Origin of the sequence: Escherichia sp. WS1152 (assembly GCF_046487665.1) — a bacterium.
In the GTDB taxonomy this organism is placed as follows: domain Bacteria; phylum Pseudomonadota; class Gammaproteobacteria; order Enterobacterales; family Enterobacteriaceae; genus Escherichia; species Escherichia coli.
On the sequence record NZ_JBJQJA010000001.1, the window covers coordinates 341,677 to 362,392 of the forward strand.

The 20,716-nt window shown below is 52.4% G+C and carries 19 protein-coding genes; 7 read left to right on the plus strand and 12 right to left on the minus strand.

The genetic code is table 11. The annotated features are described in order from the left end of the window. The first annotated feature begins 49 nt into the window (after window positions 1–49). From torC to torD, 3 genes are read left to right on the plus strand one after another with little or no spacing between them, the layout of a single operon-like run. Window positions 50–1,222, plus strand: coding sequence for a pentaheme c-type cytochrome TorC (gene torC / locus ACJHW7_RS01585; RefSeq protein WP_001225229.1), 1,173 nt, complete (start codon window positions 50–52; stop codon window positions 1,220–1,222). Beyond that, window positions 1,222–3,768, plus strand: coding sequence for a trimethylamine-N-oxide reductase TorA (gene torA / locus ACJHW7_RS01590; protein WP_001063119.1), 2,547 nt, complete (start codon window positions 1,222–1,224; stop codon window positions 3,766–3,768). The genes torC and torA overlap by 1 nt, the downstream gene beginning before the upstream one ends. Beyond that, a complete protein-coding gene (gene torD / locus ACJHW7_RS01595) occupies window positions 3,765–4,364 on the plus strand; it encodes a molecular chaperone TorD (RefSeq protein WP_000209881.1) in 600 nt (199 codons plus the stop codon). The genes torA and torD overlap by 4 nt, the downstream gene beginning before the upstream one ends. A gap of 151 nt (window positions 4,365–4,515) precedes the next feature. Here torD and cbpM read toward each other — a convergent pair whose 3' ends face one another. Continuing rightward, window positions 4,516–4,821 (minus strand): chaperone modulator CbpM, encoded by a 306-nt coding sequence (gene cbpM, locus ACJHW7_RS01600; RefSeq protein WP_000024560.1) that lies wholly within the window; start codon window positions 4,819–4,821, stop codon window positions 4,516–4,518. Beyond that, window positions 4,821–5,741: a curved DNA-binding protein gene (gene cbpA, locus ACJHW7_RS01605; protein ID WP_000420621.1), complete on the minus strand. Its 921-nt coding sequence runs from the start codon at window positions 5,739–5,741 to the stop codon at window positions 4,821–4,823. The genes cbpM and cbpA overlap by 1 nt, the downstream gene beginning before the upstream one ends. 260 nt (window positions 5,742–6,001) lie before the next feature. Here cbpA and ACJHW7_RS01610 point away from each other — a divergent pair, with 260 nt between their 5' ends. Together ACJHW7_RS01610 and agp are read left to right on the plus strand one after the other, a co-directional pair. Then, on the plus strand, window positions 6,002–7,258 hold the full coding sequence (locus ACJHW7_RS01610) for a YccE family protein (RefSeq protein ID WP_021556667.1): 1,257 nt from the start codon (window positions 6,002–6,004) through the stop codon (window positions 7,256–7,258). A 281-nt stretch (window positions 7,259–7,539) separates the two neighbouring features. Next, window positions 7,540–8,781, plus strand: coding sequence for a bifunctional glucose-1-phosphatase/inositol phosphatase (gene agp, locus ACJHW7_RS01615; protein WP_001044306.1), 1,242 nt, complete (start codon window positions 7,540–7,542; stop codon window positions 8,779–8,781). Between the two features lie 37 nt (window positions 8,782–8,818). Here agp and ACJHW7_RS01620 read toward each other — a convergent pair whose 3' ends face one another. Together ACJHW7_RS01620 and wrbA are read right to left on the minus strand one after the other, a co-directional pair. After that, on the minus strand, window positions 8,819–9,046 hold the full coding sequence (locus ACJHW7_RS01620; protein ID WP_001143120.1) for a YccJ family protein: 228 nt from the start codon (window positions 9,044–9,046) through the stop codon (window positions 8,819–8,821). 20 nt (window positions 9,047–9,066) lie between these two features. Beyond that, window positions 9,067–9,663, minus strand: a complete 597-nt coding sequence (wrbA, locus tag ACJHW7_RS01625) for an NAD(P)H:quinone oxidoreductase (RefSeq protein ID WP_001151437.1) — start codon at window positions 9,661–9,663, stop codon at window positions 9,067–9,069. A gap of 372 nt (window positions 9,664–10,035) precedes the next feature. On the opposite strand from wrbA, the gene ACJHW7_RS01630 reads away from it, so the two are divergent. Continuing rightward, on the plus strand, window positions 10,036–10,209 hold the full coding sequence (locus tag ACJHW7_RS01630) for a general stress protein (protein ID WP_001273658.1): 174 nt from the start codon (window positions 10,036–10,038) through the stop codon (window positions 10,207–10,209). Between the two features lie 82 nt (window positions 10,210–10,291). On the opposite strand, the gene rutG is transcribed toward ACJHW7_RS01630, so the two are convergent. From rutG to rutA, 7 genes are read right to left on the minus strand one after another with little or no spacing between them, the layout of a single operon-like run. Next, a complete protein-coding gene (rutG, locus tag ACJHW7_RS01635; RefSeq protein ID WP_021556668.1) occupies window positions 10,292–11,620 on the minus strand; it encodes a pyrimidine utilization transport protein G in 1,329 nt (442 codons plus the stop codon). 20 nt (window positions 11,621–11,640) lie between these two features. Next, window positions 11,641–12,135, minus strand: a complete 495-nt coding sequence (rutF, locus tag ACJHW7_RS01640) for an NADH-dependent FMN reductase RutF (RefSeq protein WP_001028092.1) — start codon at window positions 12,133–12,135, stop codon at window positions 11,641–11,643. A 10-nt stretch (window positions 12,136–12,145) separates the two neighbouring features. Further along, a complete protein-coding gene (locus tag ACJHW7_RS01645; protein ID WP_001001169.1) occupies window positions 12,146–12,736 on the minus strand; it encodes a malonic semialdehyde reductase in 591 nt (196 codons plus the stop codon). 9 nt (window positions 12,737–12,745) lie between these two features. Next, the gene (gene rutD, locus ACJHW7_RS01650) at window positions 12,746–13,546 is read right to left on the minus strand and encodes a pyrimidine utilization protein D (protein WP_001382997.1); all 801 of its coding nucleotides are present in this window, start codon (window positions 13,544–13,546) and stop codon (window positions 12,746–12,748) included. 7 nt (window positions 13,547–13,553) lie between these two features. Beyond that, window positions 13,554–13,940: a 3-aminoacrylate deaminase gene (gene rutC / locus ACJHW7_RS01655; protein WP_001126780.1), complete on the minus strand. Its 387-nt coding sequence runs from the start codon at window positions 13,938–13,940 to the stop codon at window positions 13,554–13,556. 11 nt (window positions 13,941–13,951) lie between these two features. Continuing rightward, entirely contained in the window at window positions 13,952–14,644 is a 693-nt protein-coding gene (gene rutB, locus ACJHW7_RS01660; protein WP_001307708.1) for a peroxyureidoacrylate/ureidoacrylate amidohydrolase RutB, read from the minus strand. Next, the gene (rutA, locus tag ACJHW7_RS01665; protein WP_021556669.1) at window positions 14,644–15,735 is read right to left on the minus strand and encodes a pyrimidine utilization protein A; all 1,092 of its coding nucleotides are present in this window, start codon (window positions 15,733–15,735) and stop codon (window positions 14,644–14,646) included. The genes rutB and rutA overlap by 1 nt, the downstream gene beginning before the upstream one ends. A 287-nt stretch (window positions 15,736–16,022) precedes the next feature. On the opposite strand from rutA, the gene rutR reads away from it, so the two are divergent. Further along, window positions 16,023–16,661, plus strand: a complete 639-nt coding sequence (gene rutR, locus ACJHW7_RS01670) for an HTH-type transcriptional regulator RutR (RefSeq protein ID WP_021556670.1) — start codon at window positions 16,023–16,025, stop codon at window positions 16,659–16,661. 39 nt (window positions 16,662–16,700) lie between these two features. Here rutR and putA read toward each other — a convergent pair whose 3' ends face one another. Beyond that, window positions 16,701–20,663 carry a trifunctional transcriptional regulator/proline dehydrogenase/L-glutamate gamma-semialdehyde dehydrogenase gene (gene putA, locus ACJHW7_RS01675; protein WP_021556671.1) on the minus strand — a complete coding sequence of 1,321 codons (3,963 nt, stop codon included), beginning with the start codon at window positions 20,661–20,663 and terminating at the stop codon, window positions 16,701–16,703. Between the last annotated feature and the right edge of the window lie 53 nt (window positions 20,664–20,716).

Genomic DNA, 20,716 nt, shown 5'->3' on the forward strand with positions numbered 1-20,716 from the left:
TTTGCTCATTAAGATCGCTTCACTAAACCATAATTTTACAGGGGCTATTATGCGGAAATTCTGGAACGCGCTACGCCGACCCAGTGCTCGTTGGTCGGTACTGGCGCTGGTCGCTATTGGGATTGTGATTGGCATTGCGCTGATTGTATTGCCACACGTTGGGATCAAAGTCACCAGCACAACCGAATTTTGTGTCAGTTGCCACAGTATGCAACCGGTGTATGAAGAATATAAACAGTCGGTGCATTTCCAGAACGCCTCCGGCGTGCGAGCTGAATGCCATGACTGTCATATCCCGCCGGATATTCCAGGCATGGTGAAGCGTAAACTGGAAGCGAGCAACGATATCTACCAGACCTTTATTGCCCACTCCATTGATACACCTGAGAAATTCGAAGCCAAACGCGCGGAACTTGCCGAGCGTGAATGGGCGCGAATGAAAGAAAACAACTCGGCAACCTGCCGCTCCTGCCATAACTACGACGCGATGGATCATGCGAAGCAGCATCCTGAAGCGGCACGTCAGATGAAGGTGGCAGCGAAAGATAATCAATCCTGCATCGACTGTCATAAAGGTATTGCCCACCAGTTACCGGATATGAGTAGCGGCTTCCGTAAGCAGTTCGATGAGCTGCGCGCCAGTGCTAATGACAGTGGTGACACGCTGTACTCTATTGATATTAAGCCAATTTATGCGGCGAAAGGCGATAAAGAAGCGTCTGGTTCACTGCTGCCTGCTTCGGAAGTGAAAGTCCTTAAACGTGACGGCGACTGGCTGCAAATTGAAATTACCGGCTGGACAGAAAGCGCCGGACGTCAGCGTGTACTCACCCAATTCCCAGGTAAGCGCATCTTTGTTGCCTCGATTCGTGGTGATGTGCAGCAGCAGGTGAAAACGCTGGAGAAAACCACCGTAGCCGACACCAATACCGAGTGGAGCAAGTTGCAAGCCACCGCGTGGATGAAGAAAGGTGACATGGTGAACGATATCAAACCGATCTGGGCTTATGCTGATTCGTTGTACAACGGCACCTGTAACCAGTGCCACGGCGCACCGGAAATCTCCCACTTTGACGCTAACGGTTGGATCGGCACGCTCAACGGCATGATTGGCTTTACCAGCCTCGATAAACGTGAAGAACGCACCTTGTTGAAATATCTGCAAATGAATGCGTCTGACACCGCAGGTAAGGCTCACGGCGATAAGAAGGAAGAAAAATAATGAACAATAACGATCTCTTTCAGGCATCACGTCGGCGTTTTCTGGCACAACTCGGCGGCTTAACCGTCGCCGGGATGCTGGGGCCGTCATTGTTAACGCCGCGCCGTGCGACTGCGGCGCAAGCGGCGACTGAGGCTGTCATCTCGAAAGAGGGTATTCTTACCGGGTCGCACTGGGGGGCTATCCGCGCGACGGTGAAGGATGGTCGCTTTGTGGCGGCAAAACCGTTCGAACTGGATAAATATCCGTCGAAAATGATCGCCGGATTGCCGGACCACGTACACAACGCGGCGCGTATTCGTTATCCGATGGTACGCGTGGACTGGCTGCGTAAGCGCCATCTGAGCGACACCTCCCAGCGCGGTGATAACCGTTTTGTGCGTGTGAGCTGGGATGAAGCCCTCGACATGTTCTATGAAGAACTGGAACGCGTACAGAAAACTCACGGGCCGAGTGCCTTGCTGACCGCCAGTGGTTGGCAATCGACGGGGATGTTCCATAACGCTTCGGGGATGCTGGCGAAAGCTATTGCCTTGCATGGTAATAGCGTTGGTACGGGCGGAGATTACTCTACTGGTGCTGCGCAGGTGATCCTGCCGCGCGTAGTCGGTTCGATGGAAGTGTATGAACAGCAAACCTCCTGGCCGCTGGTATTGAAGAATAGCAAAACCATTGTGCTGTGGGGCTCCGATTTGCTGAAAAACCAGCAAGCGAACTGGTGGTGCCCGGATCACGATGTTTATGAATATTACGCGCAGTTGAAAGCGAAAGTCGCCGCCGGTGAAATTGAGGTCATTAGCATCGATCCGGTTGTTACATCCACCCATGAGTATCTGGGGCGCGAGCATGTGAAGCACATTGCGGTTAACCCGCAAACTGACGTGCCGCTGCAACTGGCGCTGGCGCATACGCTGTACAGTGAAAACCTGTACGACAAAAACTTCCTCGCTAACTACTGTGTGGGTTTTGAGCAGTTCCTGCCGTATCTGCTGGGTGAGAAAGACGGTCAGCCGAAAGATGCCGCATGGGCTGAAAAACTGACCGGCATTGATGCCGAAACCATTCGTGGACTGGCGCGGCAGATGGCGGCGAACAGAACGCAGATTATTGCTGGCTGGTGCGTACAGCGTATGCAGCACGGTGAACAGTGGGCGTGGATGATTGTGGTTCTGGCGGCGATGCTGGGGCAAATTGGCCTGCCAGGTGGTGGCTTTGGTTTTGGCTGGCACTATAACGGCGCAGGCACGCCGGGGCGTAAAGGCGTTATTCTGAGTGGTTTCTCCGGCTCTACGTCGATTCCGCCTGTTCACGACAACAGTGATTACAAAGGCTACAGCAGCACCATTCCGATTGCCCGTTTTATCGATGCGATCCTCGAACCGGGGAAAGTGATCAACTGGAACGGTAAATCGGTAAAACTGCCGCCGCTGAAAATGTGTATTTTTGCCGGAACTAACCCATTCCATCGCCATCAGCAGATCAACCGCATTATTGAAGGCTGGCGCAAGCTGGAAACGGTTATCGCCATAGATAACCAGTGGACCTCAACCTGCCGCTTTGCCGATATCGTGCTGCCTGCGACCACGCAGTTTGAGCGTAACGATCTCGACCAGTACGGCAACCACTCCAACCGTGGCATTATCGCCATGAAACAGGTCGTGCCGCCGCAGTTCGAGGCGCGCAACGACTTTGATATTTTCCGTGAGCTGTGCCGCCGCTTTAATCGCGAAGAAGCCTTTACCGAAGGGCTGGACGAAATGGGCTGGCTGAAACGCATCTGGCAGGAAGGTGTTCAGCAAGGCAAAGGACGCGGCGTTCATTTGCCAGCGTTTGATGACTTCTGGAATAACAAAGAGTACGTCGAGTTTGACCATCCGCAGATGTTTGTTCGCCACCAGGCATTCCGCGAAGATCCGGATCTCGAACCGCTGGGCACGCCGAGTGGCCTGATTGAGATCTATTCGAAAACCATCGCCGATATGAACTACGACGATTGTCAGGGGCATCCGATGTGGTTTGAGAAAATCGAACGCTCCCACGGTGGGCCTGGCTCGCAGACGTATCCGTTGCATCTGCAATCTGTGCATCCGGATTTCCGACTTCACTCGCAGTTATGTGAGTCGGAAACTCTGCGTCAGCAATATACGGTAGCGGGTAAAGAGCCAGTGTTCATTAACCCGCAGGATGCCAGCGCGCGCGGTATTCGTCACGGTGATGTGGTACGTGTCTTTAACGCCCGTGGTCAGGTGTTGGCAGGGGCAGTCGTTTCTGACCGCTATGCACCCGGCGTGGCGCGAATTCATGAAGGGGCATGGTACGATCCAGATAAAGGCGGCGAGCCTGGTGCGCTGTGCAAATACGGTAACCCCAACGTGTTGACCATCGACATCGGTACTTCGCAGCTGGCGCAGGCGACCAGTGCGCACACTACGCTGGTGGAAATTGAGAAGTACAACGGAACAGTGGATCAGGTGACGGCGTTTAACGGCCCCGTGGAGATGGTGGCGCAGTGCGAATATGTTCCCGCGTCGCAGGTGAAATCATGACCACGCTGACAGCACAACAGATAGCCTGTGTTTACGCCTGGCTGGCGCAGTTGTTCTCCCGTGAACTGGACGATGAACAACTGACGCAAATCGCCAGTGCGCAGATGGCTGAATGGTTTTCGTTGCTGAAAAGCGAACCGCCGCTCACTGCGGCGGTGGATGAGCTGGAAAACCGTGTTGCCACTCTGACAGTACGTGACGATGCCCGTCTGGAACTGGCCGCTGACTTTTGCGGCCTGTTTCTGATGACTGACAAACAAGCGGCGCTGCCGTATGCATCGGCCTACAAACAGGACGAGCAAGAGATTAAACGCTTGTTAGTTGAGGCAGGGATGGAAACCAGCGGCAATTTCAACGAACCAGCAGATCATCTGGCGATCTATCTCGAGTTGTTGAGTCATCTGCATTTTTCGCTGGGAGAGGGGACGGTTCCTGCGCGAAGAATTGACAGTTTGCGGCAAAAAACGCTAACGGCGCTGTGGCAATGGTTACCAGAGTTTGCTTCGCGTTGTCGTCAGTATGACAGCTTTGGTTTTTACGCGGCACTAAGCCAGTTATTGCTGGTGTTAGTTGAGGGCGACCACCAAAACAGATAACGTCGTTTGTTGGCCTGATAAGACGCGTTTAGCGTCGCATCAGGCATTAGGGCACCGCCGCCGGATGCGGCGTGAACGCCTTATCCGGCCCACAGGAAAAGTACTCTTTGCAGGCAGGCTAAGATGCGTCATCACATCCGGCAAACACACATCACGGATGAGCTACAAACCGGGAAAGCCGCTGGCGCAGCAGGCGGTTTTCCTGCTTCAGGTGCGCAATATCATCCATTAACGTCAGCGCCACCGCGATCCCCGGCCAGTCCAGAGCCAGTTCATGACGTAGACGTACCGCGCGTTGCACCACAATGGCGGCATGGTCGTCAAATACCCAGGTTGTTTCCTGGATCTCACGCGGTTCAACCACCCCCAAACCGACAATTTCATTCAATTCCTCTTCAGAGATGCCGGTATGCAGGCAAAATTCGGTAATAGTAAAAGTCACCGTAACATTAGCCATTATGCTTTCCCCCAATCTTTACGTGGATCAAAAGACGACTGGGCGTCTGCCAGTTGCTGCCACAGCGCGGCAGTGTTTTCATCCGGTTTCGGCGGCATCACGATTTTCAGTACCGCATACAGATCGCCGGTCTGTTTTTTGCTCACCAGACCTTTGCCTTTAACGCGCAATCGTTGCCCGGCCTGGCTGCCAGGCGGGATAGTCAGCAAAATGCTTTCTTTCAGTGTTGGAACGGTGACTTTAGCACCCAGCGCCGCTTCCCACGGGCTAACCGGCACCACAATTTCCAGATCCTGGCCGACAATATCAAACAGCGGATGTGGCGCAATATGAATCACCAGCCACAGGTCGCCATTTGGACCGCCGTTTTCGCCCGGCGTCCCCTGGCCTTTCAGGCGGATACGTTGACCATTGCCGACGCCTGCCGGGATCTTCACATTCAGCGTTTTCGGGATTTCCTGTTCGATCATGCCAAAGGCGTTATAAACCGGCAGGTTATAGCTGATGGTACGCTTATGCTCAGTAAGCGTTTCTTCGAGGAATACCGCCACTTCGATTTCAATATCGTGGCCGCGTGTGGCGGGGCGTTGACGGCTCTGGCGGGCATGCTGACCGAAAATTGACGAGAAGATATCATCAAAATCTTCGGCGTTAAAACTCTGACCGTCGCCATGGTGGAACTGACGGTTAAATTGCGGATCGTTGCGATGTTGCCACATCTGATCATACTCAGCGCGACGTTGTTCATCACTTAACACTTCCCAGGCTTCAGCGACCTCTTTGAAGCGGGCTTCGGCATCCGGTTCTTTGCTGACATCAGGATGGTATTTACGGGCCAGTCGACGATAGGCGGTCTTGATTGTCTTGAGATCGTCCGTCGGTTTCACGCCCATGATGGCGTAATAATCCTTTAATTCCATAGCGTTATCTCGCGTAAATCAACACAAATTGAAGGAACCCCTGTAAGGTAACTCCTATAAGTGTAGGGTAATCCTCAAAATTTCATATGCCAACACAGAATATGTTATTGAAATCATCGCGGAGAGGATGTCGCCATCAAGATGGGTTGCTGAACATATTTTAAACAGGTGAAAAAGGGTGAGCGATTTTTGATAGTTGAACCAGGCACTTTAAGTTTAACTAGGGCGTCATTATTTATTAAATTTTATAGGCGCTATATATGGGTAATATACATGGAATTAGTTGCACTGCAAATAATTATTTGAAGCAAGCCTGGAACGATATAAAAAATGAGTACGAAAAAAATAAAACATATTCAATCACGCTTTTTGAAAACACACTGGTGTGTTTTATGCGGTTGTATAAAGAAATCAGACGTCAACAAGCTGAAGACTACATTCCATGCCTGGAATGCGATTCACTAGAAAAAGAATTTGAGGAAATACAGAATGATAATGATTTATCATTATTTATGAAAACATTGCGTACTAATGATAAACAAATTTATTCAGGGGTTTCAGGAGGTATTACATATACTATACAATATGTTGAAGATGTTGATATTGTTAGAGTATCCTTGCCGGGTAGAGGTTCAGAGTCTATCACAGATTTTAAAGGTTATTATTGGTATGGCTTTATGGAATATATTGAAAACATTAATGCGTGTGATGATGTTTATTCTGATTATTGTTTTGATAATGATGAAAATATGAGTATCCAGCCAGAATGGATAAATACGCCGGGAATATCTGATTTAGATTCTGGTATTGATTTGTCTGGTATATCTTTTATTCAGAGTGAAATTAATAAAACTTATGGATTAAAATACGCTCCAGTAGATGGCGATGGCTATTGTCTGTTAAGGGCCATACTGGTTTTAAAACAACATGAGTATTCATGGGCGCTGGGCAGCCATAAGACGCAAAAGCAAGTATACGAAGAGTTTATTAAAATTGTTGATAAACAAACGATCGAGGCTCTTGTTGATACGGCATTCTATAATCTCAGGGAAGATGTTAAGACATTATTTGGCGTTGATCTGCAATCTGACAACAAAATTCAGGGTGTGGGTAGTCCCATGTCATGGAGCTTTCTTTTTTTTAAAAAACAATTCATTGATAGTTGCTTGAATAACGAAAAATGTATCCTGCATTTACCCGAGTTTATATTTAATGATAACAAGAATTTGCTTGCTTTAGATACCGACACGTCGGATAGGATTAAAGCGGTGAAGAATTTTCTTTCTGTTCTTTCAGATAGCATTTGCTCATTATTTATTGTTAATAGTAATGTAGCATCAATCTCCTTAGGGAATGAATCCTTTTCAACAGATGAAGATCTTGAGTATGGTTATTTAATAAACACTGGCAATCATTATGACGTTTACCTCCCTCCTGAACTTTTTGCTCAGGCTTACAAGTTAAACAATAAGGAAATGAATGCGCAACTTGACTATTTAAATCGTTATGCAATTTAATGACAAAGGCATGTGCTATAAACCATTGTTATTAGCCTCACTTCTCTTATTATTGGTACTATTGCCTCTGTATTAGTAACGCCGCTGATATTCTATTTAGCCACAGGTGTAATCATCAGCGGCGTACGCGAGGCAGAGGCTAATCTGGCATAGTTTGCCTGTTTTTAAAGATGTATATAGAAAAACAGGTGTTCAACAAGCCATTTTGCGAACCTGTTCCCGGAAAAAAGTCATATTTCTGTCACACTCTTTAGTGATTGATAACAAAAGAGGTGCCAGGAATGAACAAAACGCTAATCGCCGCAACTGTGGCAGGGATAGTTTTACTCGCTTCAAATGCTCAGGCACAAACCGTACCGGAAGGCTATCAGCTACAGCAAGTGCTCATGATGAGCCGCCATAACTTACGTGCGCCGCTGGCGAACAATGGCAGTGTGCTGGAGCAGTCGACGCCGAATAAATGGCCCGAATGGGACGTCCCCGGTGGGCAACTCACCACCAAAGGTGGCGTGCTCGAAGTGTATATGGGCCATTACATGCGTGAATGGCTGGCAGAGCAGGGAATGGTGAAATCGGGGGAATGCCCGCCGCCGGACACCGTTTATGCCTATGCCAATAGTCTGCAACGTACTGTCGCGACCGCACAGTTCTTTATTACCGGCGCATTCCCGGGGTGTGATATTCCTGTGCATCACCAGGAAAAAATGGGCACCATGGACCCAACCTTTAACCCGGTGATCACCGATGATTCCGCCGCATTCAGTGAACAGGCGGTGGCGGCAATGGAGAAAGAGCTCAGCAAACTCCAGCTTACCGACAGCTACCAGCTACTGGAAAAAATCGTTAACTATAAAGATTCCCCTGCCTGTAAAGAGAAACAACAGTGTTCGCTGGTGGATGGCAAAAATACCTTTAGCGCGAAGTATCAACAAGAACCAGGTGTTTCCGGGCCGCTGAAAGTCGGCAACTCGCTGGTAGATGCGTTTACTTTGCAATACTACGAAGGTTTTCCGATGGATCAGGTGGCCTGGGGAGAAATCAAATCTGACCAGCAATGGAAGGTGTTGTCGAAGCTGAAAAACGGTTACCAGGACAGCCTGTTTACCTCACCGGAAGTGGCGCGCAATGTTGCGAAACCGCTGGTCAGTTATATCGACAAAGCCCTGGTCACCGATCGCACCAGTGCACCAAAAATCACGGTGTTAGTTGGGCATGACTCCAACATTGCCTCTCTGTTAACGGCGCTGGATTTCAAACCGTATCAGTTGCATGACCAGAACGAACGCACGCCGATTGGCGGCAAAATCGTTTTCCAGCGTTGGCATGACAGCAAAGCCAATCGCGATTTGATGAAAATTGAATATGTGTACCAGAGTGCGGAACAGTTACGTAATGCCGATGCGTTAACCCTGCAGGCACCTGCGCAGCGCGTGACGCTGGAATTAAGCGGTTGCCCGATAGACGCTGATGGTTTCTGCCCGATGGATAAGTTTGATAGCGTGTTGAATGAAGCGGTGAAATAACAGAAAACTCCCCCGCGAGAAGCGGGGGAGTCGCTGGTTAAACGTTTTTACGTTCGATGGTCTGTTCGCCCCAAAAAAGCGAATCTTTATCGGTCTTAGCAAAGGCTTTGACTAACACTTCATCACTACCTTCTTCCCAAATCTTTTCCGCCATTTTTTCGTCGTACCCGGCGACTTCGAAAATGGCCTCGGCTATTTCCGGCGACGTATTGCGCAGAGATGCCCATTCACCGACGTGATGAGCTTTCGCTTCTTGAGTTGGCATGCGTATCCTCCTGTTGAAGATTAGCCATTAAGTTTAACTGCCAGACCTGCGACATATTCCCCTTGATAACGAGCAATAGACAGTTCTTCCTGGCTGGGCTGGCGTGAACCGTCACCGCCTGCGATGGTGGTTGCGCCGTACGGCGTACCGCCGCGAACCTGTGAAACGTCAAATAATTCCTGCGCTGCGTAGCCAATGGGGACAATCACCATGCCGTGATGCGCAAGGGTCGTCCAGGTGGATGTGATGGTTTGTTCCTGACCGCCGCCAGTACCGGTGGAACTAAAGACGCTCGCCAGTTTTCCGTATAGTGCGCCGGAAGCCCACAGGCCGCCCGTCTGGTCGAGGAAGGTACGCATTTGACCGGACATGTTGCCAAAGCGGGTAGGTGTACCAAAAATAATGGCGTCGTAATCGGCCAGTTCTTGCGGGGTTGCAACCGGTGCAGTTTGCGTTTTACCGCCTGCTTTTTCAAATAATTGCGGCGGCATGGTTTCCGGTACACGCTTAACGACAACTTCAGCGCCATCCACTTTGCTTGCACCCTCAGCGACTGCGCGTGCCATCGTTTCAATATGTCCGTACATGGAATAATAAAGCACCAGAACTTTAGCCATTTCTAACCACTCCTCGTGTTATCTCTATTCCGTAGCGATTCGCTACCACTTATTTAAAGATAAGACGTCCTTTTCAGAGTGCAAATTTCACAACCACTTATTTGATTTATAACAACTTTCACAAGCACGCAATTTTGTCGCAAAATGACACATTTTTATCTCATCGCGTTTTTTTAATCATAAGAGCGGCTTATGGATAATTATTGGAGATGATATCTATTCTCGCTAAGAAGCTGTTGCAGGATATTACCAAACGCGGGTAGAAACACGTCAGTTCACTAAGCTTAGTCCCACGTAGCGAAAATATGGCAGCCGCCATACGCCGCGTTAATTCTATGCAATATGATGTCTATACCCAGACGGAGGTCAGTAATGGCAAACCATCGAGGCGGTTCCGGCAATTTTGCAGAAGACCGCGAAAGAGCATCAGAAGCAGGTAAAAAAGGTGGACAGCACAGCGGGGGTAATTTCAAGAATGATCCGCAGCGCGCATCTGAAGCAGGTAAAAAAGGTGGCAAGAGCAGTCACGGCAAAAGCGACAACTAGCCGGGCTAATCAATGACGAATGCATTTTTTTCTTAAGCTCGTCAAAAAGTCATCACCGCCGGTAATCCCGGCGGTTTTCTGTTTATGGCTCCTGATGAACAACTTCTGGCGGTGGAACGTCAACCAACCTTCTGCTTAATAACGCATTGAGTAAAATCGCGCCAAAGGTTGCTGTACCGATTCCTCCCAACGTAAAACCGCCCAGCGTGAGAGCAAAATCACCCGCGCCCAGCACTAAGGTTACTGCGACCATAATCAAATTACCGTTCTGGCTTAAATCGACACGGTTTTGTACCCATATCCTTGCGCCTGCGACGGCAATCAGCCCGAACACAACAATTGATGCACCACCAATCACCGCGGCCGGAATGGTATGAATCAGCGCGCCAAATTTCGGTGAAAAGCCCAACAGCATGGCGATGACGGCAGCAGCAACAAACACCAGCGTCGAGTAGACTTTTGTCACGGCCATTACACCGATATTCTCGGCGTAGGTGGTTACGCCACTGCCACCGACAGAACCAGAAAGCATCGTCGCCAGCCCATCACCGACGAATGCCCGTCCCATATACGGATCCATATTGCGTCCGGTCATCCCGGCGACCGCCTTGAGATGGCCTAAGTTTTCCGCCACCAGAATCACCGCCACGGGCGCAATCAGCATCATTGCCTGACCATTAAAACCAGGAGTGGAAAAATGTGGCAAACCGAACCAGGCAGCATGGCTGACGAGAGTAAAATCGACGGCTTTTCCCAGCCCTAAAACGTTGGTCATCACGCCATACAGCAGACAGGCGACAATTAATCCTACGAGAATCAATAACCGCTGGATCATGCCACGGGTAAACACCGCCACCAGCCCAATACACAGCACCGTCATTACCGCCATCCAGCTATCAAAGGCCGAAGCCGATACACTTTTCACTGCGATAGGCGCTAAGTTCAGGCCAATCGCCATCACCACCGCACCCGTCACCACCGGCGGCATTAGCCGTTCAATCCAGCGCGTGCCGATTTTCACCACCACCAGGCCAATGACGGTATAAACCAGCCCACAGGCGATAATCCCGCCCAGCGCAATGCTGATATTCGGGTTAATGCCCTGACCGTTAAAGCCCGTTGCGGCGATCACCACGCCGACAAAAGCCGCGCTGGAGCCGAGATAACTGGGCACGCGCCCGCCGGTAATAAAGAAAAACAGTAACGTGCCGATCCCTGACATTAAAATGGAAAGATTGGGATCCAGCCCCATCAGAATCGGCATTAACACCGTCGCGCCAAACATCGCCACCGCGTGTTGAACGCCCATTATTGCCGTCTGAGCAAACGGCAATCGTTCATCCGGCGCGACCACGCCGCTCTCTGTAGAGGTCGATTTCAACTGCCAGTGAGGAAAACCGAACATTGCCATCAGCTGTCTCCTTAAGGAGGTTAACAAGCAGGGCGCATCAGCGCGTGATAACTGCGATCGAACCACACCAGCCCGTAGGGTGTGGCATGACGATGAATCGCCTCGATGGCGCAAAACAGAATGTCGTGGGTGCCGATGCTCACCACCTGGCTGATACGGCAGTCAAACGAAACCAGCGCCTCTTCCAGTTGCGGGCATCCGGTCACACCCGTCTGCCAGCGGGCGGCGGCAAAGCGGTGTTCCATGGGCGTTTTGCCGCCAAAAAGGTTTGAAAGCGGCTCCTGCCCGGCGCTAAGTGTATTTACACACAGCGTTCGATTTTCATTGAATACCGGCCAGACGGACGCCCCACGATTCAGGCACACCAGTAATGTGGGAGGCGTGTCGGTCACGCTGCAGACGGCGCTGGCGGTGAACCCGGCGCGCCCGGCTGGACCGTCCGTGGTGATGATATTGACCGCCGCACCCATGCAGGACATCGCATCGCGAAAAGTTTGTTGATCGACAATGTTCATAGTTTGCTCCTTACAACAGCCCGCAGGCTTCTTCAAAGGACAGACGTGGCAGGCGCGCAAAAAGTTTGCTGCTATCGCCATAGCCGATATTAATCAGCAGATTGCTCTTCAGCGTGCTGCCTGCAAAAAAAGCGTCGTCTACGTGTTGACGGTCAAAACCCGACATCGGGCCGGTATCCAGCCCCAGCGCACGGCAGGCGATGATAAGATAAGCCGCCTGCATGGAACTGTTGCGAAACGCTGTTTCTTCGGCAAGTTGTGGGCTGGAGGTAAACCAACTGCGGGCATCGCCGTGAGGAAACAGTTGCGGTAACCGTTCATAAAATTCACTGTCCCATGCGACGATAGCGGTGACGGGCGCGGTCAGGGTTTTTTGCAGATTGCCGCTGGAAAGCGCCGGGCGCAGACGTTCTTTTCCCTCTGCAGTGCGGATAAACACGATACGTGCCGGAGAACAGTTAGCTGATGTCGGCCCCCATTTCATCAGGGCATAAATCTCCCGTAACGTCTCATCGCTGACGGGTGTCTCCCGCCAGCCGTTGTGAGTGCGGGCATCGGTGAACAGGGTGCTAAGCGCACCTGGGCTAACGGCTTCGTTCATAGCAATTCCTTACAGGGCAGCTTCACGGTGATGTAACAGGCTGGCAAGCCCGTTGAGTAACAGAGCATTAAACGTTTCGGGATCGGTCACGTTGCAGGCGTGTCCGCCATAGCGCATCACCATTTTCTGGCTATCGGGCAGGGCGGCATGAAGTTCACTGGAACATGCTGATGGCACCAGCAGATCATCACTGGCGCAGATGATTTGCACCGGGCAGCGGATGCGATCCGCATGGTGACTAAAGTCAGCGCGTTTGAGGGCGTTAAGTCGACGCAGTAAATTATTTTTGCCCTGAAAATGTGCCAGTGCCAGCGCGTCTTCTGCCTCCAGGCGAGGTGCGCGGGCCGCCATCCAGTCGGCGGGATAGAGGAACAACGGCTGCGCTTCCACCCATGCCTGCGCGCCGCCGCTATACAGTAATCGTTCGCGAACCTGAAAACAGCGGCGCGTATGGGCGTTTATTCGTAGCCAGCCGTTAACGCTGACCAGCACAGTTACCGACGCGGGATAATCCAGCGCCAGCTGCATTCCCACCAGCGCACCGAGCGCATGGCCGACCACCGCGTAATGCTCAATCCCTGCGGCTACCAGCGCCTGATGCAGTTCCGCTGCCATCTGGGCGATACTGTAATCTTCTGCCAGTGTGTCGGGATTATTGCCGGTGCCGCGCTGGTCGTAACAGACTACCTGATACTCCTGCTCCAGCACCGCCAGTTGCGGTAACCAGTAACTGCCGCTACCGCCAAGACCCGAAATCAACACCACTACGGGTGCATCAGCATAAGGGGGAGGTGAGAGTGAAAGTTTCATCGCGGCCTCACTTGGCGATATGCGCAATTGTGGCGATTTCCACCAGCGCGTCAGGTTTTACCAGTCCGCACTGAATGCAGAATCGCGCCGGTTTATCACCCGGAAAAAACTCGGCGTAGATTTCGTTAATCGCGGCGTAATTTTTCCAGTCGGTAATAAAGATGCTGTTGAAGGTCACATCCGCCATCGTGCCACCCGCCGTCTCGATCACCTTGCGGATGGTTTCCAGAACGTGGCGGGTTTGCGCCTTTGGGTCATCGGCAAACAGCACGTTATTATGTTGATCAAAAGCCAGCGTACCGGAGACATACACCACGCCATCAGCCAGCGTGCCGGGAACGAAGGGGGCCAGCGGTGCGCTGCTGCCAGCGGGAATAATTACGGATTTTGGCATCGTTAAACTCCTTAAGCGATACGAGCAAAGGACGTGGGAGAAAGCGCGTCGCAGAACGTTTCGACGTCGCTGACCCAGCCAAAAAAGGTTTCGATATTGAACAACGCAGCTTTCTGCGCAAATTCCGGCCCCGCCTGGTGAGTTGCGTCTTCCAGCACCACGCCGAAATACTCCAGAAAAAAGCCGTCGCGTAGCGTCGATTCGACGCAGACGTTGGTAGCGATGCCGGTGAAAACCAGATGGCGTATTCCGCGGCTGCGCAAAATGCTGTCCAGCGGCGTATTGAAGAAACCGCTGTAGCGCGGCTTCGGCAGCACAATATCGCCAGGCTGCGGCACCAGTTCATCCACCAGTTGATAATCCCAGGAGCCTTTCGCCAGCAATTTCCCCTGCAGCTGCGGCTGTTTACGCATGGTTTTCAGGGCGTTCGATTTATGAAAATTCGGTGAGCCAGGGCCGCCAGCCTCGACATACTGTTCATCCCAGCCATTTTGAAACCAGATGATCAACATCCCTGCCGCTCGCGCTGCAGTCACGGCGGTTTGAATGTTGGCAATGACCGGGCGAGTGGTTGAGACATCAAACCCGGCGAGATCTAAGTAGCCGCCTGGCGTGGCATAGGCGTTTTGCATATCCACCACGATCAGCGCACTTTGCTGCGGATCGAAGGTAATGGCTTCCGGTCGAGCGGTTAATGTCGTCATCATGCCACCTCCTGAGTCAGCACAGGGAGATGGGCGCGGCACTGCATCAGTGGTTGAATGCGCTCGCCGAAGGTTTCGATTCCCGACAGAAAATCGTCGAAGGTTAACAGCACGCCTTCGGCACCAGGCACGCTTGCGACTTCATCTAACATGCGCGCGACACTGGCGTAAGAACCGACTAACGTCCCCATATTGATGTTTACCGCCGAAGTGGGATCGGCCATCTGACGGACGTTGGTGTCAGTACCGGAGCGGGTATCTTTCTGACTTTGTTCGGTTAGCCAGCTTAACGCCTCTTCATCCGCGCCCGCTTTGTAGTGTTCCCATTTGGCGCGAGCGGCATCGTCGGTTTCATCGGCAATCACCATAAACAATACATAAGAGCCAACGTCGCGCCCGGTTTGCTCTGCGGCCTGTTTCATCCGCGCAGCGGTCGGGGCGAAAGCCGAGGGTGTATTTACGCCTTTGCCGAAACAGAAGTTGAAATCGGCATACTGGGCGGAGAACGCCATGCCAGCGTCGCTTTGCCCGGCGCAGATCACTTTCATGGGTACACTCGGTTGCGGACTGACGCGACAATCATTCATGGTGAAAAAATCGCCTTTAAAATCGCTTTTCCCCGAACCCCACAGGTCGCGCAGCACCTGAACATATTCGGTGAGATAGTCGTAACGACGGGAGAAATAGTCATCGCCAGGCCAGATACCCATCTGCTCATACTCGGGCTTTTGCCAGCCAGTCACGAGGTTGACGCCAAAACGTCCGCCAGAGATTGAGTCGATGGTTGCGGCCATACGGGCGACGATTGCCGGAGGTAACGTTAAGGTGGCGGCAGTGGCGTAAATCTGAATGCGCGAGGTCACGGCCGCCAGCCCCGCCATCAAGGTGAACGACTCAAGGTTGTGATCCCAGAACTCAGTTTTGCCGCCAAAGCCACGCAGTTTGATCATCGACAGGGCGAAATCGAAATGGTAGTGCTCCGCTTTTTGCACGATGGCTTTATTCAGTTCAAAGGTCGGCATGTACTGCGGCGCGTGGGTCGAAATGAGCCAGCCGTTGTTGCCAATAGGTACGAATACGCCAATTTTCATCATCAACCTCTCTTCGTCTCGTAAAGTGAAAGTCAGACGGGGCGCTGCATCCTGCATATCCTTTTCAGCCGCGTATTGGCTTGTTTGCAAAGCGGATGCCAGTTTTTAAAAAGTGAATGTTATTAATGTGTTAACATTGCGTTATCTAAAATATCTGGTAAAAAGTGGACTAAACGGTCAAAACAGTTGCACATAAAACATGCATCCGTGCGCGATGAGAGTGCAGAAGGTCGAGGCCGGGCGGGGGTTTTGCTATCCTGTTGCCAATCTACAAGAGGGGAGAGCGCATGACGCAAGGTGCAGTGAAAACAACGGGTAGACGTTCGCGCGCAGTCAGTGCGAAGAAAAAAGCGATTCTTAGCGCAGCACTGGACACTTTTTCACAATTCGGTTTTCACGGCACAAGGCTGGAGCAGATCGCAGAGTTGGCGGGTGTTTCAAAAACCAATCTGCTGTATTACTTCCCGTCAAAAGAGGCGCTGTATATTGCCGTGCTGCGGCAGATTCTCGATATCTGGCTGGCACCGTTAAAAGCGTTTCGTGAAGATTTCGCCCCGCTGGCGGCGATCAAAGAGTACATCCGTCTGAAGCTGGAAGTCTCACGCGATTATCCGCAGGCTTCGCGCCTGTTCTGTATGGAGATGCTGGCAGGCGCGCCGCTGTTAATGGATGAACTGACGGGCGATTTGAAGGTATTAATTGATGAGAAATCGGCGCTGATTGCCGGTTGGGTCAAAAGCGGCAAACTCGCGCCGATTGATCCGCAGCATTTGATTTTTATGATTTGGGCTTCCACTCAACATTACGCCGATTTCGCCCCTCAGGTGGAGGCGGTGACAGGCGCAACGTTGCGCGATGAGGTATTTTTCAATCAAACGGTTGAAAACGTGCAGCGGATTATTATTGAGGGGATTCGACCACGCTAATGATGCCGGAGGAAGGTGTAACATCCTCCGGCTACCTGTTTAACCGATCGTCATTAAACTGGCGTTACCGCCAGCGGCAGCGGTATTCACACTCAGCGAACGCTCGATATACAGCCGTTCCAGAAGGATATTGCTTTCGCCACGGGCAAAACCCTGCACCGAAACAATTGCGCCATCCCGCGCGGCAACTGCTTCACACAATGCGCGAAGCTGATCCGAATCACCGTGGAAGATCACCGCATCAAACGGTTGAGCGGTAATATTTTCCGCTTTCGCCAGTTGAATACGCTCGCTGACTGCCGATGGCAATGCCTTCACTAACTGACGATGCAGCGCGTCATCTGGCCACAGCACCTGGCTGCCCACCGCCAGCACGGCGGCGAGCTGAGTCAGCGCATCCTGTTCATCATCCGCGATACACAATACGCGCTCACGCGGCAGCAGCGTCCAGGTGTTGCGCTCACCCGTCGGCCCTGGCAGCAATCGTTGTGTTCCTGCCTGCGCCAGCTCGACGTATTGCGTACATAACGCCTGCAATTCTGGACGATTTGCCAGCCATTCCCGCAGTGCATTTAGCGGCTGAGTCAATGCGGCTTTCAACTGCGCATCGACCGGATACTCTGCATCCTGACGCGCGAGCGTCACCGCCAGCGCACTTTCCGGGCGATTCGCCAGCAGACGGTAGAGATAGAGCGGACCGCCTGCCTTCGGCCCGGTGCCGGACAACCCTTCGCCGCCGAATGGTTGCACCCCGACCACTGCGCCCACCATATTACGGTTAACATACAGGTTACCAACATGGGCTGAGCCAGTGACCTGGGCGATGGTTTCATCAATACGCGTATGAACGCCAAGCGTCAGACCATAACCGGAAGCGTTAATCTGCTCGATCAGCTCCGGCAGCTGGTTACGGTTGTAACGCACCACATGCAGCACCGGACCAAAGACCTCTTTTTGCAATTCGGCAAAGTCATCCAGTTCGATCAGCGTCGGGGCGACAAAGGTACCGCTTTGCCATTCACGGGCATCTTCGTTGTTTTCCCGTACCGCCTGGAACACCGGACGGCCTTTGCTACGCATGGTCTGAATATGACGCTCGATATTGGCTTTCGCTTCGCTATCAATCACCGGACCGATATCAGTGGTCAGGCGACCCGGATTACCCATCCGACATTCGGCCATTGCGCCGCGCAGCATTTTCAACGTGTGGTCGGCAATCTCATCTTGCAGGCACAGCACGCGAAGTGCCGAACAACGCTGACCCGCACTGTCGAACGCCGAGGCCAGCACATCTATTACTACTTGTTCGGTTAGTGCTGAAGAATCGACAATCATCGCGTTCATGCCGCCGGTTTCAGCGATGAGCGGAATAGGGCGACCCTGAGCGTCCAGGCGGCTGGCGATATTGCGCTGCAGTAACGTAGCGACTTCGGTTGAACCGGTAAACATCACCCCGCGTACGCGATCATCACCCGTCAGTTGCGCGCCCACGGTTTCACCCCGACCTGGCAGCAATTGCACCACGCCTGGCGGTACACCCGCTTCCAGCAAAATGGCGATCCCTTGCGCGGCAATCAGCGGCGTTTGTTCTGCCGGTTTTGCCAGCACGCTGTTACCTGCCGCCAGTGCGGCAGCGATCTGCCCGGTGAAAATCGCCAGCGGGAAGTTCCACGGGCTGATACATACCACAGGCCCTAATGGACGATGGGTTTCGTTAGCGAAATCATCCCGCACCTGTCCGGCGTAGTAGTGGAGAAAATCGACCGCTTCACGCACTTCGGCAATGGCGTTACTGAAGGTTTTTCCGGCCTCACGCACCAGAATACCAATCAGTTGCTGCATCTGGCTTTCCATCAGCACGGCAGCGCGATGCAAAATCGCCGCGCGTTCAGCCGGAGGCGTGGCAAACCAGATTGGCGCGTTATTAACCGCACTTTCCAGCGCCAGTTCTACTTCACGCGGCGTGGCTTCACGCACATAGCCCACAATATCTTTCGGTTCCGCAGGGTTAATAACGGGCGACATCTCACCAGCCGCTACCGGTTGTTCCAGCATTGGCAAGGCCTGCCATTTTTGCAGTGCACTATTGAGCAGGGCAGAAGAGAGCGAGGCCAGACGGTGTTCGTTAGCGAGATCCAGCCCTGCCGAGTTGTCGCGCCCGTGACCGTAAAGATCGCGCGGCAGGGGAATTTTCGGATGCGGTAATCCAGTTTGCCCTTCCTGTTGCGCCAGTTTTTCTACAGCAGTGACCGGATCGGCGACCAGTTCATCCAATGGCAAAGAGGTGTCGGCAATACGGTTAACAAACGAGGTGTTAGCACCGTTTTCCAGCAGGCGACGCACCAGATACGCCAGCAGCGTTTCATGTGTGCCAACCGGGGCATAAATACGACACGGACGGTTAAGTTTGCCGTCGGCAACTTTTCCGGTGACCTGCTCATACAGTGGCTCGCCCATACCATGCAGGCACTGGAACTCGTACTGACCCGGATAGTAGTTTTGACCTGCCAGTTGATAAATCGCCGCCAGCGTATGGGCGTTGTGCGTCGCGAACTGCGGGTAGATTAGATTCGGCACCGCCAGCAGCTTTTTCGCACAGGCGAGATAAGAAACGTCGGTATACACCTTGCGGGTATAAACCGGATAACCTTCAAGGCCGTCCATCTGCGCACGCTTGATTTCACTATCCCAGTATGCGCCTTTCACCAGGCGAATCATCAGACGGCGACGGCTGCGGGTGGCGAGATCAATCAGGTAATCAATCACCAGTGGGCAGCGTTTTTGATAAGCCTGAATAACAAAACCGATGCCGTTCCAGCCAGCCAGTTCAGGCTCGAAACAGAGTTTTTCCAGCAGATCGAGGGAGATCTCCAGACGATCGGCCTCTTCGGCGTCAATGTTGATACCAATATCGTACTGACGCGCCAGCATAGTGAGTGATTTCAGACGTGGGTAAAGCTCTTCCATTACCCGGTCATACTGGGCGCGGCTGTAACGCGGATGCAGCGCCGACAGCTTGATTGAAATGCCCGGACCTTCATAGATGCCACGACCGTTAGACGCTTTACCAATGGCGTGAATCGCCTGCTGATAGGAAACCATATACGCCTGTGCATCTGCGGCAGTTAGTGCAGCTTCGCCAAGCATATCGTAGGAGTAACGGAAACCTTTCTCTTCCAGCTTGCGGGCATTGGCTAACGCTTCCGCAATGGTTTCGCCAGTGACGAACTGCTCGCCCATCAGGCGCATCGCCATATCCACACCTTTGCGGATCAGCGGTTCACCGCTCTTACCGATAATGCGGTTCAGCGAGCGGGAGAGGCTGGCTTCGTTATGGGTGGAAACCAGTTTGCCAGTAAACAACAGCCCCCAGGTAGCGGCATTAACAAACAGTGACGGGCTACGACCAATGTGTGACTGCCAGTTACCGTTGCTGATTTTGTCGCGAATTAACGCATCACGGGTGGCTTTGTCGGGAATACGCAACAACGCTTCTGCCAGACACATCAGCGCCACGCCTTCCTGCGATGACAGCGAAAACTCCTGCAATAACCCCTGGACCATACCTGCGCGGCCACTGGCATTTTTTTGATTACGCAGTTTATCGGCCAGTTGATACGCCAGTTTGTGTGCCTGTTCAGCAACTGGCTGCGGCAGGCGGGCTTGTTCCAGCAGCATAGAAACCGCTTCGGTTTCCGGGCGGCGATAGGCCGCGGTGATCGCGGCGCGGGAAACCGACTGGGGCAAAATTTGCTCGGCAAAGTCGAGGAATGGCTGGTGTGGTTCCTCTGCCGGAGTCGGTGCTTCATCGCTCTCATTGGCAGCGCCAGAAAGCAGCGCAGGTAGCTCTGGCAGAGTATCGCTGTTTTCCAGTTGTTCGAGATAAGAAAAAATCGCCTGCTTAATTAACCAGTGTGGCGTGCGATCGATACGTGTCGCGGCAGACTTAATACGCTCACGCGTCGCGTCGTCCAGCTTAACCCCCATGGTGGTGGTTCCCATGCCATTACTCCTGTTGTTCTGAAAGGTGCAACTTAACGTTATCGTGAAATATC